We start from the raw sequence: 16,324 nt of genomic DNA on the forward strand, positions 1-16,324 counted from the left end.
ACCCCACCGCCGTTCAGCCCCCGCGCCATGTACGCCGTCACCGCCGACACCAAAAACGAAGACCTGCTGGCCAACGCCTGCGAAACCCTCGCCTCAGCGAAAACCATCGCCCAGGAATTCGCCGGACTGGTCAAGCCATCGCAACGCCGGACGCTGATGGGGATTGCGCAACTGATCATGCTCGGGGAATTGGCAGTGAATCGGGTGCTGGATAATCTGGAGTTGCCGCAGTAGCAGAGATTTGTGACAAGCCTTGAATGAGGCGATCTGGATGTTGACGTCTTCGCTGGCAAGTCCGCGAAGGCGACGTCACAGCCAAAACAAGTCTTCAGGCTAAAAAACGCCGCACCGCGCAATCGGGACGGCGTTTTTAATGCCGGTTACTACGCAGTTAATATCTGCTTGGGCGCAATATTGCCGAAGCCCAGTTGCTTGCCATTGACGTAGCGCGTACCCCGCAAAATCTGCTCACCTTCGACCTCAACGAAGTCCTCATCCATGTACATCAACACGACCTTGGTCACTGGCGCAATGATTCCCGGGACCGTCAGATCACTTTGCAGCAGATTGAGCGCCCAATGAAACTGGATGACCGGCAAATCTCCGATTTCGATCTGACCCGTGTCATCCAGGGATCTGAAGTCTCTGCGTGCAGTCACTCGGAGCTTTCGCCCGACCTGCTCAAACTCCGGTTTGCCATAACGCACCTGCCGATGAGGGCCGGTCGCCCATTGATCGTTGTAATAACTGGGCGAGGTAAAGAGTTCGAACAGCGCCTGATTATCGCGGATGTTTCCCGCTGCACTGAACAGGTAGTTGTAGGAATAGTGGTTAGCCAGGCCGTCCAGTTCAGGCCTGATCGCGTTGATCGGGTTGTCGAGATAATCCGGGATATAAGCATTGGCCATCTGTTTGAAATGGGTGAAATCCAAATCCATGTCGAAAGTGACGGTGTAACGGATGGCCCGCTCTTTCGGGTTATGTTCCAGTCGCCCTGACACATATTCCAGGCCCATGCCCTCGAGTTTTCGGTAAATGCGCTCTGCCATGATCGTACTCTCCTGGTTCGGTAAACTTGCGCCCCTATCTCGAGGTCATGGACAGGGGTCCGTCTACTGTAAGAGTTGACAGGTGGACGGCATTTCCAGACCAACGGTCTCTGGACGACGTAGCCAACCAAAAGATATCTGCAAAGCCACCGCTCATCGGAAATACTCGATCACCTGTCAGATCTGACAGTGGCAAGAATTTCTGCTTCCTGCATCAAATGGAGCCTTCCGAGGCAATCACTCGAACGCAGGAGACATCCCCATGAACTCAGTTTCAGCAGTCACCGATCCAGCGGCGCCAAAAGTACTTGAAGCACATGGCTCTGCGGGCGATCAACTTGACTTCGATCATGTCTATTTCGCCCAATACGTCACTGCTCAAGTTCCGCACTTCACCGGCATGGCCCGCGGCCATACGGTTCGCATCACTTGGGAAAACCCTCGGCACACCTACCACTCGCAGGTGATCACCGTGGGAACCCCTGGCACTATCGACATCCGCATTCCTCGCATGGAGGTGATCGATAGCATTGGCCACACGGTGAAGGTCTTTTACACGGTGCGTACGGCCCCGGGCACGACCTTGATTCCTTCGCGCTATTTGCTGCTGCACATTCTCCCTCAGCCATTCGATCTCTTGGCACCGACCCTGTCGAGTGATCAGAAAACTGTTAGCGTCAACTACTCAGGCATGACGACTGGCTATACGGTACGTGTGCGCGCTACCGCCAACACGCTATGGGAAAGTGATACGCGACCTGTTCAGGCAGGTGTCACACCAGTCTTTACACTTCCTTCTGACTGGCGAACAAACAATCGCGGCGCCGATGCCCTGATCAATTACACCGTGTACAAATCGGGAAGTGGTGAGCGGTTGATGTTTTCGAAGGTGTTGAGGGTGCGGGTAGGCGAGGCGGTTCCTGAGCCGATACTCTTTGAGAATTTTGATGGCCAACCCCACAGCAGCATTACCGTTGGCCAGAGCATCAGCATCCCGAGCATGACCATCACACTCACTTCCGGAGCGGGTACAACCGGCATTCAAACTTACGGTGGTCCCATAGCAGGGATGCTCACCGGCCCAGCTATCGTGACAAACGCTGGCAACGAGCTTCCGACAGGGCGACAACTGATCACGCTTAGCCTCAAATCAGCCTACTCTCGAGTCAGATTTGCATACACCTATCAACGCAACGCTGCGGAAATCGGTTTTTCCGACGATGCTGGATATGTGGGATCGAGAAACCTTCCTGCGGACGCTTCCAACGGCCATAAGTGGATTGACTTTTCTGCACCCTCCGGCAGGAAAATCACTTCAATTCAAATCGTCTCAAGGGACTGGTCTTACCTGGATCACTTTCAATTCTGGGTTTGAATACTGGCGTAGGTCTGATCCGGACAACTGGACAATCAAGCAGAAAAGGGGGACGGATTTATTTGACCAATGATTTAAACAGGGGGGCTTGGTCGAGGTTTTCTGCTGGCCGGATTAGCCCTTTCCCGAGCAAGCTCGCTCCCACAGGGAAACGCATTCCAAATGCGGGAGCGAGCTTGCTCGCGTAGGGGCCAGTGAAGTCAGCGCAAATCGCCTTTTAAACTCAGGCGTTTAAAAGACACCTTCAGACACGCCTTTCAGGCTACAAATTCTTGCGCCATTGCCTACAGCTACGCCAGAATCCGCCGGCTTGTGCGCTTTGGGGGCGGATTCTATTGTGGTCCGGTCGCTGACGAATCAGCGATCGGGTTTAGCGACTCGAACTCAAGTCAAAGGTGCATCGGCGTTCCAGGCTTCGTTGCGGATCTGTATGTTCGCGATTTCGTCATGGTGGCTGTATGCGGGAGACCTTCGGGTCTGCCGGGTGCCTTTGACCGGTTCGCTAACCCGCGTACAGCCGCCACCCTCCCTGTTTAGCGACAGGTTGTCGCGGCTCCATTTCAAAGGAGCTTCACCATGATCAAACCCACACCCAACCCACCCGAAACCGACCCCACCTCCCCCTACGAATCCCTCGACTCAAAAAAACTCCACCAAGCCGCCGACCGCGCCCTCGACCACTACCTCTGCCCACCCGGCTCCACCCCACCGCCGTTCAGCCCCCGCGCCATGTACGCCGTCACCGCCGACACCAAAAACGAAGACCTGCTGGCCAACGCCTGCGAAACCCTCGCCTCGGCTAAAACCATCGCCCAGGAATTTGCCGGACTGGTGAAACCATCCCAGCGCCGTACCCTGATGGGGATTGCGCAACTGATCATGCTCGGGGAATTGGCGGTGAATCGGGTGCTGGATAATCTGGAGTCGCCGCAGTAGGTCGGCGCAATGATCGTTCCCACGCTCCGGCGTGGGAATGCAGCCCGGAACGCGCTGCGGCCCATCCCGAGCCCAACGCGGAGCGCCGTTAGGCACTTCTACGCACAGAGCATGGGCACCGAACCGCAATGACCATTCATCTGAATACCGCTAACACCTGTCAGGTTTGACAGGTGCGCAATATCTAATTAAACGCTCTGATGATTCCTGCCCTTTCCCCCGCGCAGGAGTTTCACCCATGACCATAAACCAGACACCCCACAACAATGTCCTGGCGTTGAATCCACCCCGGGCTCCTGAAGCTACCAGGCCGGTGATCGGCGCAGATTATGGTGTGCCCATACACGTATACGACCTCAAACCCATGGGCCTGACCATCAAGGTCGACCCTCCGCTGGCCGGGACAGTGAAAGAAGGTGACGTGATTCGCCTGTGGCTGAACAACGCCCGTACCGACGCCATAAAAACCATCGGGCCGGGCGAGGAAAATGACATCCATACCCTGTATCTGCCCAAAGGTTTATTACTAAAGAATCGCCTCAACACGCTTGTTTTCACCATCACCCGCGGTAGCCAGAACGAGGGCACGTCAACACCCGAGCTGACCCTGTTGTATAACGACATCCGCCCCGGCATGCAGGATCAGACGCCCGGCGACCGCGCACATTCCGAATTGCATTTGATCCTGCCGGACGACGTGCGCTACGACGGCATTGATGCCGAGCGCGCGAAGGAAGGCGTGCAAGTGTGTTTCGCCTACCCCTACTGCCGGGCGCATGACGTGATCCGCTTGAACTGCAACGGCAAGGATGTCGTGCGCATTGTCGCCCCCGGTGAAGCGCCTGCCACCCCGTCTGCCGAGCGGACAACGATTTGCGTAATGGTCGGGGAAGAGGTGTTTCAGCAAGCGGGCGACAGCCCGAACTTTGTCTTTTCCTACACTGTCACCGATCAGCTCGGCAACGGGCCGGATGCCGACTCGCCATACTCGGGCACGGTTGAAATCGATGTGCACCTAAAGGAACCGCGACTGGTCGCCCCCGATCTGGCCGAAGATCCGGACGATCCGAGCGATGACCCAAGCACCATCGATCTGGCCAAACTTGGCAGTAAAGATCTCACCGCCCTGGTGCACGCCTTCGCGCCGACATGGCAGCCCAACGACAAAATCCGCGTGACCTACACCGCCACCAAACCAGCAGCCCCGGTCGTGACGCACATCGTTGAGGCCGATGTCGGGCGCATTCCGTTCACCTACAAACTGATGGTGCCCAATGCCAAAGTGATCGCCGGTAGTGTGGTGCGGGCGAAATATGAACTGGTACGCGGCGGCATCACTATTGCGACCTCCAAGACCACCACGGCCGATGTAATCGGCGGCAGCACCATTGTGTTGTTGCCCCCGTTTCTGGTGGCACCGGCCGTTGACCCGATTGATGTACTGGCCTATCCGAACGGGGTGACGGTACGCATCGAGTATCTCGGCGCTTTAAAAGGAGACCGTGCACGACTGGTGGAGGTCAATGCACCAGCGGGCTCGCCGCAATTTCCATTGGTGGAATTCAATGCCAACAAACGGGTGAATACGTTGTTGAGTCCGGCATTTCTGGCGGCACGGCATGGGAAAGTGATTGAGCTGCGGTGGAATTTGAATCGCGATGGGGGGCAGGCTGGAAAATCAGATTCGCTAAAGGTAAGCGTATTGAAGATTGCCGATGAGGATCAGCGCCTACCCACACCGATCATCATGGCGGCTATAGATGATTCCATACTGGATCTGACCAGCTTTATCGGGGATACACGGGTGCTGATCCAAAGCTGGCCCTTGATGGCGGCGGGGCAGAAACTCTGGATACGCTGTGAAGGAACAGATGCAAGCGGAACCGTTCTCACGGAGCACATTCATCAAGGCGTATCGGTGCCCAATACTGGCAATCAGGATGGGCTCCTCTCGCGTACATTCCTAGAAAAATTGGCTCATAATTCGAAAGTTTATATTTATGTATCTGTAAACTTTGATGGAGTAGCCAATGCGAACACAGCAGTGCGCTTTCCAATAAAGTCATATTGCGTCATAGCTGCAATCCTGTCTGAGAATTTTGATTTGGTAGCGGGTAAAACACTTTTACGCGGCGATAGTTATGATATACCCAGCATGCTAATCGAATATGTGGAAGGATCTCTTCCGTGCATAATTGGCCCCATTCCCGCTGGAATGCATTTCCCTGGGAAAATAGAAGGCAACGCACTATCTTTGCATTATGGCAGCCTCGGCCAACCTACAAAAGTTTCTCTAAAATTCAAAACACCATACACTAAGGTCTCTTTTTGGTATATCGTGGCCGATTGGAGCTTCAGCGTTGTCCTATATAATATAAATGACGAGATCCTAGACATACAAACAGCCCCGCCAAACAATGTCGAGCCTAAACTTATACAATTGATTGCTAGTGGCATCGCAAAAATTGAACTGCGCACCGCCGCCCATGACTATGTCATTTTTGATAATTTTTCTTTCACTACATGACTACAGAAAGAAAAGTACGCATTTTTTTCATTATGCCAAGAATAAATGTCCGTCACCTTTTCTGCCAGGAAAAGGGGACGGATTATTACGTTCAACTTTGGTTAAAGATGGAAAGAGAGAGCTTGGAGCGTGAATTTCGACTGACAGGAATGGCCCTTTTGCGTGCAGGCTGGCTCCCAGAGAAATGCACTCCAAATGTGGGAGTGAGATTGCTCGCGAATGGACAGCTAATTCCATATGAATCGTCGTTGATGATCGTTCCCACGCTCTGCGTGAAAACGCCTCAACGGACGCTCCGCGTCCAGCTTCGGAAGGGACGCGGAGCGTCCCGGGCTGCGTTCCCACGCAGAGCGTGGGAACGATCAGAAAAAACGCCGCCCCGTTGAATCGGAGCGGCGTTTTTTCGTTTCGGCGTTTTGCGAACGGTTGCTCAATACCGAAGGATTTTCACTTTTCCATTTTTGGTCCTGGGCAATTCGAACTCGACTTCGCCGCCCACTTTGACCTTCGCATGCAGGGCATCAGGCACTGGAATGCTGAACCGGTACTCTTTGGCCGTCAGAAAAAAACCCGTGGCTTCGGCAAAGGACAGGCATCGTCCCGAGGGCTTCGGCGTGATGGTGCCTTTGCCGGTTTTTTCATCGTAGCTGCTGAAAATACCTTTCATCATCGTGCTCCTTGCACTCGCTAGCCTGACCGCGCCAAGTTCGCGGTGCCACCTTGCATCAAACTGCAAAATCACGGCGACTGCACCTGTCAGAGTTGACAGTGAAAGGCTATCTCAGACCAATGGCTGCAAGGCAAGGTCAGGAATCCCGACGCAAATCCGGCGGAATCGGCAAATCATCCTTCAACGGATCCGGCCGCTTGCCCTTGCCCGCCTGGTGTTGGCGGATCTGGTAGACGTAGGCCAGCACCTGCGCCACTGCCAGATACAGCCCGCCAGGAATTTCCTGCTCAAGCTCAGTTGAGTAATAGATCGAGCGCGCCAGCGCCGGCGATTCAAGCAACATGACGTTGTTGGCCACTGCGATTTCGCGGATTTTCAGGGCGATGAAGTCGCTGCCCTTGGCCAGCAGCACCGGTGCGCCGCCCTTTTCCGAGTCGTATTTGAGTGCGACGGCGTAGTGGGTCGGGTTGGTGATGACCACGTCGGCTTCGGGAATCGCTGCCATCATGCGCCGCTGGGACATTTCGCGCTGGGTCTGGCGGATGCGTTGCTTGACCTCCGGGCGGCCTTCCTGGTCCTTGTGCTCGTCGCGCACTTCCTGCTTGGTCATCAGCAGTTTCTTGTGCGCTTCCCAGAGCTGCACCGGCACGTCGACGGCGGCGATGATGATCAGGCCGCAGGCCAACCACAGCGTGCTCCAGCCCACCAGCAAGACGCTGTGGATGATCGCCATGTCCAGTGGTTCGTGGGCGATGCGCAGAAGATCATCGACGTCGGCGGACAGCACCAACAGTGCCACACCCAGAGTAATCAAAAACTTCGCCAGGGCCTTGAGCAGTTCGACCACAGCCTTGAACGAGAACATGCGTTTGAGGCCGGCGGCCGGGTTCATCCGGCTGAATTTGGGCGCCAGCGACTTTGCCGCGAACAGCCAGCCACCGAGGGAGATCGGCCCGATGATGGCGGCGAGCAACAGGGTGATCATCACCGGCTGAATCGCCAGCAAGGCGATCAGGCCCGACTCCAGCAAGAACCGGCCCATCGCGCCTTGGTCCATGACCACTTCGCGGGACAGGGTGAAGTTCAGGCGCATCACGTCCATCATTTCTTGCGCGAGCATGCCGCCGAAGATCAGCAGCGCAGAGGCACCGGCCATCATCACGGCCAGAGTGTTGAGCTCTTTGGAACGGGCGATTTCACCCTTCTCACGGGAGTCCTTTTTGCGTTTCTCCGTGGGGTCTTCCGTTTTGTCCTGACCGCTTTCGCTCTCTGCCATGACTCAGCGCGCCCGTGCCAGTTCGCGTAGCAACTGCAAGGCCTCGCTGGCCAGCGGTTGATACTGGTTGAGAATGTCCGCGAGCCCCACCCAGACGATGAACAGGCCGAGCACCAAGGTCAGCGGAAAACCGATCGAGAAGATGTTCAGTTGCGGCGCGGCGCGGGTCATCACGCCGAAGGCGATGTTGACTACCAACAGTGCGGTGACGGCCGGCAACACCAGCAGCAGCGCGGCGCCGAGGACCCAGCCGAGCTTGCCGGCCAATTCCCAGTAATGCGCAACCATCAAACCGCCGCCGACCGGCAGCGTGGTGAAGCTTTCAGTGAGGACTTCGAACACCACCAGATGGCCGTTCATCGACAGGAATAGCAACGTCACCAGCATGGTGAAGAACTGCCCGATCACCGCCACCGAAACGCCGTTGGTAGGGTCGATCATCGAGGCGAAGCCCATGCCCATCTGGATCGCGACGATCTGTCCAGCCACGGCAAAGGCCTGGAAGAACAGTTGCAGGGAAAAGCCCAGTACGGCGCCCACCAGAATCTGCTCACCGATCAGCAGCAGGCCGCTGAGATCCAGCGGGCTGACGGCCGGCATCGGCGGCAGCGCCGGGGTGATGACCACGGTGATCGCCAAGGCGAAATACAGGCGCACGCGCCGCGGAATCAGGGTGGTGCCGAACACCGGCATGACCATCAGCATCGAGGCGACGCGAAACAGCGGCAACATGAACGACGCCACCCAGGTGCTGATCTGGGTGTCGGTCAGCTGAAGCAGCGATTGCATGGCTTAGCCGATGACCATCGGAATGTTTTTGTACAGCTGGATGATGTATTCCATGAACGTCTGCACGATCCACGGACCGCCGATGATCAGGGTCACCAGCATCACCAGCAGACGCGGCAGGAAGCTCAGGGTCTGTTCGTTGATCTGCGTGGCGGCCTGGAACATCGACACCAGCAGGCCGACCAGCAGGCTCGGCACCACCAGAATGGCGACCATCATGGTGGTCAGCCACAGGGCTTCACGAAAGATATCGACCGCGACTTCCGGCGTCATGGCGAAACACCTCCAAAACTGCTGGCCAGTGTACCGATGATCAGCGCCCAGCCATCGACCAGCACGAACAGCATGATCTTGAACGGCAGCGAAATGATCAGCGGCGAGAGCATCATCATACCCATGGCCATCAGCACGCTCGCGACAACGAGGTCGATGATCAGGAACGGAATGAAGATCATGAAGCCGATCTGGAAGGCGGTTTTAAGCTCGGAGGTCACGAACGCCGGTACCAGAATGGTCAACGGCGCCTGATCCGGGCTGGCGATGTCGGTGCGCTTGGACAGGCGCATGAACAGCTCCAGATCGCTGGTGCGGGTCTGCGCGAGCATGAAGTCCTTGATCGGCACCTGAGCCTTTTCCACCGCTTGCTGGGCGGTGAGGGTTTCCGCCAGATACGGTTGCAGCGCGTCGTTGTTCACCCGGTCGAACACCGGCGCCATGATGAACAGCGTCAGGAACAGCGCCATGCCGGTGAGGATCTGGTTCGACGGCGTCTGTTGCAGGCCGAGGGCCTGACGCAGGATCGAGAAGACGATGATGATCCGCGTGAAGCTGGTCATCAGGATGACCGCCGCTGGAATAAAGCTCAGCGCGGTCATGATCAGCAGGATCTGCAGACTGACCGAATATTCCTGCGCGCCGTCGGCATTGGTGCCCAGCGTGATCGCCGGGATCGACAACGGATCGGCGGCGAACGCCAGCGGCGCGGCCAGCAACAGGAGCAGCGTCAAGACGATGCGGAGCGCACCCATTACTTCGTATCCTTTTGGTCCTTGCCAAGAATCTTCAGCAGATGCTGAGCAAATTCCGGCGTCGCTTTTTCGCTGGCAGTGGGGACTTCGACCGGCTCTTTGAGCACGTGCAGCGCGGTGATGGTGCCGGGGCTGAGGCCGAGCAGAATCTGCTCGTTGCCGACCTGCACCAGCATCAAGCGGTCACGCGGACCGAGCGCGCGGGAACCGATCAGCTCGATCACCTGGCCCTTGCCCGCCGGCCCCGCCTGTTGCACGCGGCGCAACAGCCAGGCGAGGAAGAAGATCAAGCCCAGCACCAGCAGCAAACCGAACACCAGTTGCGTCAACTGACCGGCCACGCCGCTGTTGACCATTGGCGCGGTGGCGGCAGGCGCGGCAGTGGTTGCGCTCGGCTCGGCAGCCAGCACGCTCAACGGCCATGCCAGCAGCACCCAGAGAAACCTTTTCACTCAGCGCAGCTTCTTGATGCGTTCGCTTGGGCTGATCACGTCGGTCAGGCGGATGCCGAACTTCTCGTTGACCACCACTACTTCGCCGTGGGCGATCAAGGTGCCGTTGACCAGCACGTCGAGCGGCTCACCGGCCAGACGATCGAGCTCGATCACCGAACCCTGGTTGAGTTGCAGCAGGTTGCGGATGTTGATGTCGGTGCTGCCGACTTCCATGGAAATCGACACCGGGATGTCGAGGATCACGTCCAGGTTAGGACCGTCGAGGGTCACCGGATCGTTGTTCTTCGGCACGCTGCCGAACTCTTCCATCGGCAGACGGTTGGAGCTGGAAGTGCCTGCGTCGGCAGCCAGCAGTGCATCGATGTCAGCCTGGCCGGCATCACCGGTTTCTTCCAGGGCCGCAGCCCATTCATCGGCCAGTGCCTGGTCGTCCTGCGCGTTCATATCGTCGTTCATCATGTGTCCTCGGCGGGCAACAATTCGGTTAAATACGGGGGTGAAAAGCGCCGCCTCAGCGACGCTCGATCGGCTCGATCACCTGCAACGCGAGGTTGCCTTTGTGCGAGCCCATCTTGACCTTGAAGGCCGGCACGCCGTTGGCGCGCATGATCATGTCTTCCGGCATCTCGACCGGGATCACATCGCCCGGTTGCATGTGCAGGATGTCGCGCAACTTCAACTGGCGGCGGGCTACGGTGGCACCGATCGGCACGTCGACATCGAGCACGTCCTGGCGCAGGGCGTTGACCCAGCGCTCGTCCTGATCGTCGAGGTCGGACTGGAAACCGGCGTCGAGCATCTCGCGCACCGGCTCGATCATCGAGTACGGCATGGTCACGTGCAGATCGCCGCCACCGCCATCGAGTTCGATGTGGAAGGTGGAGACCACAATCGCTTCGCTCGGGCCGACGATGTTGGCCATGGCCGGGTTCACTTCCGAGTTGATGTACTCGAAATTGACTTCCATGATCGCCTGCCAGGCTTCCTTCAAATCGACGAAAGCCTGTTCCAGCACCATGCGCACTACGCGCAGTTCGGTCGGGGTGAACTCACGCCCTTCGATCTTGGCGTGACGGCCGTCACCACCGAAAAAGTTGTCCACCAGCTTGAACACCAGTTTGGCGTCGAGGATGAACAGCGCGGTGCCACGCAGCGGTTTGATCTTGACCAGGTTGAGGCTGGTCGGCACGTACAGCGAGTGCACGTATTCGCCGAACTTCATCACCTGCACGCCACCGACAGCCACGTCCGCCGAGCGGCGCAGCATGTTGAACATGCTGATGCGGGTGTAGCGGGCAAAGCGCTCGTTGATCATTTCCAGCGTCGGCATGCGTCCACGGACGATGCGATCCTGGCTGGTCAGGTCGTAGCTTTTGACACTGCCGGGTTCGGCAGCATTATCGGTCTGTACCAGACCATCATCGACGCCATGCAGCAGCGCATCGATTTCATCCTGGGACAGCAGATCCTGCACGGCCATGTCGTGTTCCTACTGCAGTACGAAATTAGTGAAAAGCAACTGTTCGATGACCACTTTGCCCAGTTCTTTCTGCGCCACTTCCTGGACGCTGGCGGTGGCCTTCTGGCGCAACATCTCTTGTCCGACCGGGGTCGCCAGTGTGGCGAAATCCTGACCGGAGAAGAGCATCACCAGGTTGTTGCGGATAACCGGCATGTGCACTTTGAGCGCGTCCAGATCGGCCTGATTACGCGCCAGCATGGTGATGCTAACCTGCATGTAGCGCTGACGGCCGTTCTGGTTGTAGTTGGCAACGAAGGCCGGCGCCATCGGCTCGAAAATCGCCGCCTGCTTGCCGACCGGCGCTGCTTCAGCGGCCTCGGCAGGCTTGCTCTGCGCGCCGTGCATGAAGAACCACGTCGCCCCGACGGATGCACCAATGGCTACCAGCAACGCCAGCACGATCACGATGATCAGCTTGAGTTTGCCTTTGGTTGCGGGGTCTTTTACTGCTGCAGCTTCGCTCTTCGCCATGCCAATAATCCGTCACTAATCGGGGGTTTCACAGTCGCACGGCAAGGCAAGAGCAAGTGTTATGCCAGAAGTGTCGGAGGTCGAGAACGACGCTAAAGTCAAAAACACCCTCACCCCAGCCCTCTCCGGGAGGGAGAGGGGGCCGACCGAGATGTAATGGGGCTGGACATCGACCTGCACAACCGAGGTGATTGCAAGTTCAGGGCGGGAATCAACAGGTCGCCGAATGTCGAACGGATTCAGCGATGCTCGTTCAGGTCGGCGTAGTTCTTCAAGATTCCCCAATCGGTCCCCTCTCCCTCTGGGAGAGGGCTAGGGTGAGGGGGCTCTTGATTTGATCAGGCGTAATAGTCGACCGCGCTGGTGCCGATGACGCTGGTGGTCTGCGCGGCAACTTCCGCCACTGTAGCCGGTGCCAATTCTTCATCCACCGAATCAAGACGCCCACCCGCCGCGCTGGTCCGGCCACTCTGCCCCTGCTGCGCCTGCTCCTGACCTTGCTGCCCCTGCCAGCCACGGTTCTGGTCGGCGACGTTGACGTCGACCTGGCCCATGCCCTGCTGGTTGAACATGTCGCGCAGGCGGTGCATCTGGCTGTCGAGCGCTTCACGCACGCTCGGATGCGCGCTCATGAAGGTGACCTGGGTCTGCTGATCGGGAACCATGTTCACGCGGATATCCAGGCGCCCCAGCTCCGCCGGCTGCAACTGAATGTCGGCGGCCTTCAGGTTGACGCTGGACAGGTACATGACGCGGTTGACCACTTCTTCGGTCCAGCCGCTCTGGTGCATGGCGATCGGCTGATTCACCGGCAGCGCATTCGCGGTTTTCGGCGTAGCGGCCTGGGTCAGTGCCGCCAGACGGTTGGCGAAGTCGTCGACGCGGGTGTCGCTGGTCGCGGATTTCAAATCTTTCAAACCATCGTCGATCAACCCGCTGAAAGCTTGTTCGCCGCCCTGACTGGTGCTGTCCTTGTCGGCCTGCACGTCGAGCATGCTGGCCATGCCGGCGGCGAAGTTCTGCGCGGCGGTCAACTCGCCATCGGCCTGAGCCTGAGCAGGCGAGGCTTTCGGTTGCGCCTGGCTGGCGGCAGAAATATGCCCGCCCTGCTCCATCGCCATGCGCACGGCCGGCAGGGAATCGAGCGGGTCGGCTGTCGGATCAAATTCGCTGTCGGTAGCCGCCGGATCTTTGACCATGCCCGACACGACCGCCAATGCAGGCGTTTCGGTTTCCGGCTGGGCTGGGGTGGCGACTGCCGGGACCTGCACCACAGGCGCTGCCACCAACGGCTGAACGACTTGCGCCAAGGCCGGATCAAGCGCCGGATCTACAGGCGCGGCATCGGCCACAGGGGTTTGTAACGTTTCAGTGGTGTCATCGGCAGTGGCAGTCGCGTCGTCGCTCGTCGCCGCTTTGTCGGCAGGCAACGCTTTGCCGCTTTCGGCAACTGCTGGCTCGGGCGCGGCAGACTGGTCTTTGCCAATATCCTTTTTGCCGCTGCTGTCAGCGACTTTATCGCGTGCCGGCTTGACTGAATTATCGGCGCTTGCGGCAGGCTTGGCCGGCGCCTGATCGGCAAACACTCTGGCGAAGCTGGAAGCCTTGTCACCGGCGTCTGCGGCCATTGCCGACGATTTGGCAGAGGCGGCTTGCGCCTTGGCCTGAGCGGCGGTCTGAAGAAGAATGTTGGGGGTCGCAGGCATGACACGGTCTCCGCTGCACTGGGATCGTAGGTACAGTTGAGCAAGATGACTGCAAGTGCCGGGCCAGTTTGGCCAGACACTTGCGAAAAGCGCCGGGCGGCGACTTCAGTGGATGTGGGCGTGGTGCTTTTCGCTTTCGTACACCGGGCGTACTTCGGCGAATTCGGCATGGATATCGGCCACCAGTTGAGCGAGCGCTTCCGGACTTTTGTCCTTGGCATTCGACTCAAGGTCCTGGCACAACTCGGCCAGTCGAACCGCGCCCATGTTGCTGGCACTGCCCTTGAAGCTATGGGCTGCATCGGAAAGCGCTTTGGCGCTGGTGCTGTCCTGCAACTCGTGCAGGCGGCTTTGCGAATCTGCCAGAAAAGTCTCCAGCAATTCCGTATAGCCGTCCTCCATCACCTCGCGCAAAGTGTCGAGGACTTCGCGATCTACATGTGTGTCTGTCACTTGCTCACTCCTTGATCAAGAATGGGCGGATTATGCCTCAATCTCCCAGAAAAACTCCACGCTGGCACTACGACCCTGGTCAGACCAACTGGCGTTGCGCCCCAGTTGCCGGACCAGACCGATGCCGCGTCCCGACAAGCGGACGTTATCCACGGGCCGCTCCATGACCCGCGCCACATCAAAGCCCTTGCCGCTGTCCTCGACGCGGATGACCAGTCGCCCGCCCTCGCCTTGCGGCTGGACCTGCAGATGCACGCGCACGAAACCGTCTTGCAGCGCCTCCAGCCGCGCCGCGCGCATTTCATAGTAGCGGGCGAAACCTGCCGCATCGCGTTTAAGGCTGGAATCCAGCCCGAGCACGCCGTGCTCCAGGCCATTGGAATACAACTCGGCGAGCACGCTGTACAGCGCCCCGCTCTGCGCGCGCAGGCCATGCACCTCAAGCAGCAACTGCAAGAGGAACGGCAACGGATTGAAGCGCCTGAGCGTGGCGCCGCGAAATTCGAAACTGGCCGACCAGTCCAGCGGGCACGACTGGCCGCTGTCGGAATACACCGGCGCCGCGCCGTGCGTCTGCGCCGACTCAAGCAGACTGACCTCGACCATGCTCACATCATCACGGGCCTGTCCGCGAAAATCGCGCAGTGCCTGTTCGATATCCTCGAACAACCGATCCGGCTCGCGGTTCGCCGCAAACACCTGCTGCAAACGTTCGACACCGAACAACTGGTCATTGGCATCGCAGGTATCGATCACTCCGTCCGATAGCAGAAACACCCGATCATCGACGGCCATCGGATACACATCCGTACGGTCATCGAAGGCTTGCGCGCTGAGAATCCCCAGGGGCAAATGCCGCGCCGGCAAGGGCACGCGCTCGCCACTGGCCATGCGGTGCAAGTAACCGTCGGGCATGCCGCCGTTCCACACCTCCACCGAACGGCTCTGGAAACTCAGACTGAGCAACGTAGCGCAGCAGAACATGTCCACCGGCAGGATGCGCTTGAGCTTGGCGTTCATCTCACGCAGGGTTTCGGCCAGGCCGTAGCCTTTGGCGGTCATCCCATAAAACACTTCGGCCAGCGGCATCGCCCCCACCGCTGCCGGCAAGCCATGCCCGGTGAAATCGCCGAGCATGACGTGCATGTCGCCGGACGGCGTGTACGCCGCCAGCAACAAGTCACCGTTGAACAGCGCGTAAGGCGATTGCAGGTATCGGATGTTCGGCGCGCTCAGGCAACCGGAATGCGCGACCTTGTCGAACACCGCTTTGGCCACGCGTTGTTCATTGAGCAGATAGTCGTGATGTCTGGCGATCAGATCGCGCTGCTGCAGGACCGTTGCCTGAAGGCGGCGCAAGCGATCCATCGCCTTGATTTTGGCGGCGAGTATCACTTGGTTGTACGGCTTCGCCAGAAAGTCGTCGCCGCCAGCCTCCAGACACCGAGCCAGCGCTTCACTCTCGGTCAGCGAGGTGAGGAAGATGATCGGCACTAATGCTTCACCCGCCAGTGCCTTGATCTGCCGCGCCGCTTCGAAGCCGTCCATCACCGGCATCAGCGCGTCCATCAACACCAGATCGGGCTGCTGCTCTTTGAACGTTTCGACCGCCTCGGCACCATTGGCCGCTGTGAGCACCTGATGGCCCTGACGGCGGACGATGGTCGACAGCAGCAGCCGGTCGGCGGCGCTGTCTTCGGCGATAAGAATGGTCAGCGGCTCTTGCGCCTGCATGGGCGTCAACTGATGTCGAAGAGTTTGTCGAAGTTGGAAATCGCGAGGATTTTCTTCACATCGGAGCTGCTGTTGACGACACGGATATCCGACTCGTCGCCACCGGCATGATCACGCAGCAAAAGCAGCATGCCCAGCGCGGAGCTGTCGAGGTAAGTAGCCTCTTTGAGATCGACCACGATGGATTCGGGTTTGTGTGGGAGCCGCTCGTACGACTCGCGAAATTCCTGATGGCGACCGAAATCGAACCGGCCTTTGACGGCGATGGTGAGCTTTTTCTGGTCTGGAGAGACTTCTGTAACGACTGACATTGACTGGCTTCCTTGTCATTGA

At 58.4% G+C, this 16,324-nt stretch carries 18 protein-coding genes; 4 read left to right on the forward strand and 14 right to left on the reverse strand.

Going from position 1 to position 16,324, the window contains the following annotated elements:
• Window positions 1–234 (forward strand): DUF6124 family protein (locus V8J63_RS20030; RefSeq protein ID WP_442963534.1); only part of this gene is annotated, 234 nt, incomplete at its 5' end.
• A 149-nt stretch (window positions 235–383) separates the two neighbouring features.
• On the opposite strand, the gene V8J63_RS20035 is transcribed toward V8J63_RS20030, so the two are convergent.
• The gene (locus V8J63_RS20035; RefSeq protein WP_336464541.1) at window positions 384–1,049 is read right to left on the reverse strand and encodes a hypothetical protein; all 666 of its coding nucleotides are present in this window, start codon (window positions 1,047–1,049) and stop codon (window positions 384–386) included.
• Window positions 1,050–1,311: 262 nt separating this feature from the next.
• Here V8J63_RS20035 and V8J63_RS20040 point away from each other — a divergent pair, with 262 nt between their 5' ends.
• The 3 genes from V8J63_RS20040 to V8J63_RS20050 all read left to right on the forward strand — a co-directional run bounded on the left by V8J63_RS20040 (window position 1,312) and on the right by V8J63_RS20050 (window position 5,887).
• A complete protein-coding gene (locus V8J63_RS20040) occupies window positions 1,312–2,424 on the forward strand; it encodes a hypothetical protein (protein ID WP_336464542.1) in 1,113 nt (370 codons plus the stop codon).
• Window positions 2,425–3,000: 576 nt separating this feature from the next.
• Window positions 3,001–3,360 carry a DUF6124 family protein gene (locus V8J63_RS20045; protein WP_336464543.1) on the forward strand — a complete coding sequence of 120 codons (360 nt, stop codon included), beginning with the start codon at window positions 3,001–3,003 and terminating at the stop codon, window positions 3,358–3,360.
• A gap of 238 nt (window positions 3,361–3,598) precedes the next feature.
• Window positions 3,599–5,887, forward strand: a complete 2,289-nt coding sequence (locus V8J63_RS20050) for a hypothetical protein (RefSeq protein WP_336464544.1) — start codon at window positions 3,599–3,601, stop codon at window positions 5,885–5,887.
• Between the two features lie 430 nt (window positions 5,888–6,317).
• On the opposite strand, the gene V8J63_RS20055 is transcribed toward V8J63_RS20050, so the two are convergent.
• From V8J63_RS20055 to V8J63_RS20115, 13 genes are all read right to left on the reverse strand, one after another.
• The gene (locus V8J63_RS20055) at window positions 6,318–6,554 is read right to left on the reverse strand and encodes a hypothetical protein (protein ID WP_122611575.1); all 237 of its coding nucleotides are present in this window, start codon (window positions 6,552–6,554) and stop codon (window positions 6,318–6,320) included.
• Between the two features lie 139 nt (window positions 6,555–6,693).
• On the reverse strand, window positions 6,694–7,833 hold the full coding sequence (gene flhB / locus V8J63_RS20060) for a flagellar biosynthesis protein FlhB (RefSeq protein ID WP_076566597.1): 1,140 nt from the start codon (window positions 7,831–7,833) through the stop codon (window positions 6,694–6,696).
• A gap of 3 nt (window positions 7,834–7,836) precedes the next feature.
• Complete coding sequence (fliR, locus tag V8J63_RS20065; RefSeq protein ID WP_336464545.1) at window positions 7,837–8,622, reverse strand: flagellar biosynthetic protein FliR; 786 nt, start codon at window positions 8,620–8,622, stop codon at window positions 7,837–7,839.
• A gap of 3 nt (window positions 8,623–8,625) precedes the next feature.
• The gene (fliQ, locus tag V8J63_RS20070) at window positions 8,626–8,895 is read right to left on the reverse strand and encodes a flagellar biosynthesis protein FliQ (RefSeq protein ID WP_016771067.1); all 270 of its coding nucleotides are present in this window, start codon (window positions 8,893–8,895) and stop codon (window positions 8,626–8,628) included.
• Window positions 8,892–9,650 carry a flagellar type III secretion system pore protein FliP gene (gene fliP, locus V8J63_RS20075; protein WP_071171446.1) on the reverse strand — a complete coding sequence of 253 codons (759 nt, stop codon included), beginning with the start codon at window positions 9,648–9,650 and terminating at the stop codon, window positions 8,892–8,894. Before fliP ends, fliQ begins: the two co-directional genes overlap by 4 nt.
• Complete coding sequence (gene fliO / locus V8J63_RS20080; protein WP_024012109.1) at window positions 9,650–10,102, reverse strand: flagellar biosynthetic protein FliO; 453 nt, start codon at window positions 10,100–10,102, stop codon at window positions 9,650–9,652. Before fliO ends, fliP begins: the two co-directional genes overlap by 1 nt.
• Window positions 10,103–10,561 carry a flagellar motor switch protein FliN gene (fliN, locus tag V8J63_RS20085; protein WP_016771070.1) on the reverse strand — a complete coding sequence of 153 codons (459 nt, stop codon included), beginning with the start codon at window positions 10,559–10,561 and terminating at the stop codon, window positions 10,103–10,105.
• A 55-nt stretch (window positions 10,562–10,616) separates the two neighbouring features.
• The gene (fliM, locus tag V8J63_RS20090; RefSeq protein ID WP_003222890.1) at window positions 10,617–11,585 is read right to left on the reverse strand and encodes a flagellar motor switch protein FliM; all 969 of its coding nucleotides are present in this window, start codon (window positions 11,583–11,585) and stop codon (window positions 10,617–10,619) included.
• A 9-nt stretch (window positions 11,586–11,594) separates the two neighbouring features.
• Window positions 11,595–12,098: a flagellar basal body-associated protein FliL gene (gene fliL / locus V8J63_RS20095; protein ID WP_016771071.1), complete on the reverse strand. Its 504-nt coding sequence runs from the start codon at window positions 12,096–12,098 to the stop codon at window positions 11,595–11,597.
• 338 nt (window positions 12,099–12,436) lie between these two features.
• Window positions 12,437–13,804, reverse strand: coding sequence for a flagellar hook-length control protein FliK (locus V8J63_RS20100; RefSeq protein ID WP_336464546.1), 1,368 nt, complete (start codon window positions 13,802–13,804; stop codon window positions 12,437–12,439).
• Between the two features lie 105 nt (window positions 13,805–13,909).
• Window positions 13,910–14,257: an Hpt domain-containing protein gene (locus V8J63_RS20105; RefSeq protein ID WP_197891262.1), complete on the reverse strand. Its 348-nt coding sequence runs from the start codon at window positions 14,255–14,257 to the stop codon at window positions 13,910–13,912.
• Window positions 14,258–14,287: 30 nt separating this feature from the next.
• A complete protein-coding gene (locus tag V8J63_RS20110) occupies window positions 14,288–15,991 on the reverse strand; it encodes an ATP-binding SpoIIE family protein phosphatase (protein WP_269670127.1) in 1,704 nt (567 codons plus the stop codon).
• 5 nt (window positions 15,992–15,996) lie between these two features.
• Complete coding sequence (locus tag V8J63_RS20115; protein WP_016771075.1) at window positions 15,997–16,302, reverse strand: STAS domain-containing protein; 306 nt, start codon at window positions 16,300–16,302, stop codon at window positions 15,997–15,999.
• Window positions 16,303–16,324 lie beyond the last annotated feature (22 nt).

This window comes from Pseudomonas sp. CCNWLW23 (genome assembly GCF_037095675.1).
Lineage (GTDB): Bacteria > Pseudomonadota > Gammaproteobacteria > Pseudomonadales > Pseudomonadaceae > Aquipseudomonas > Aquipseudomonas atacamensis.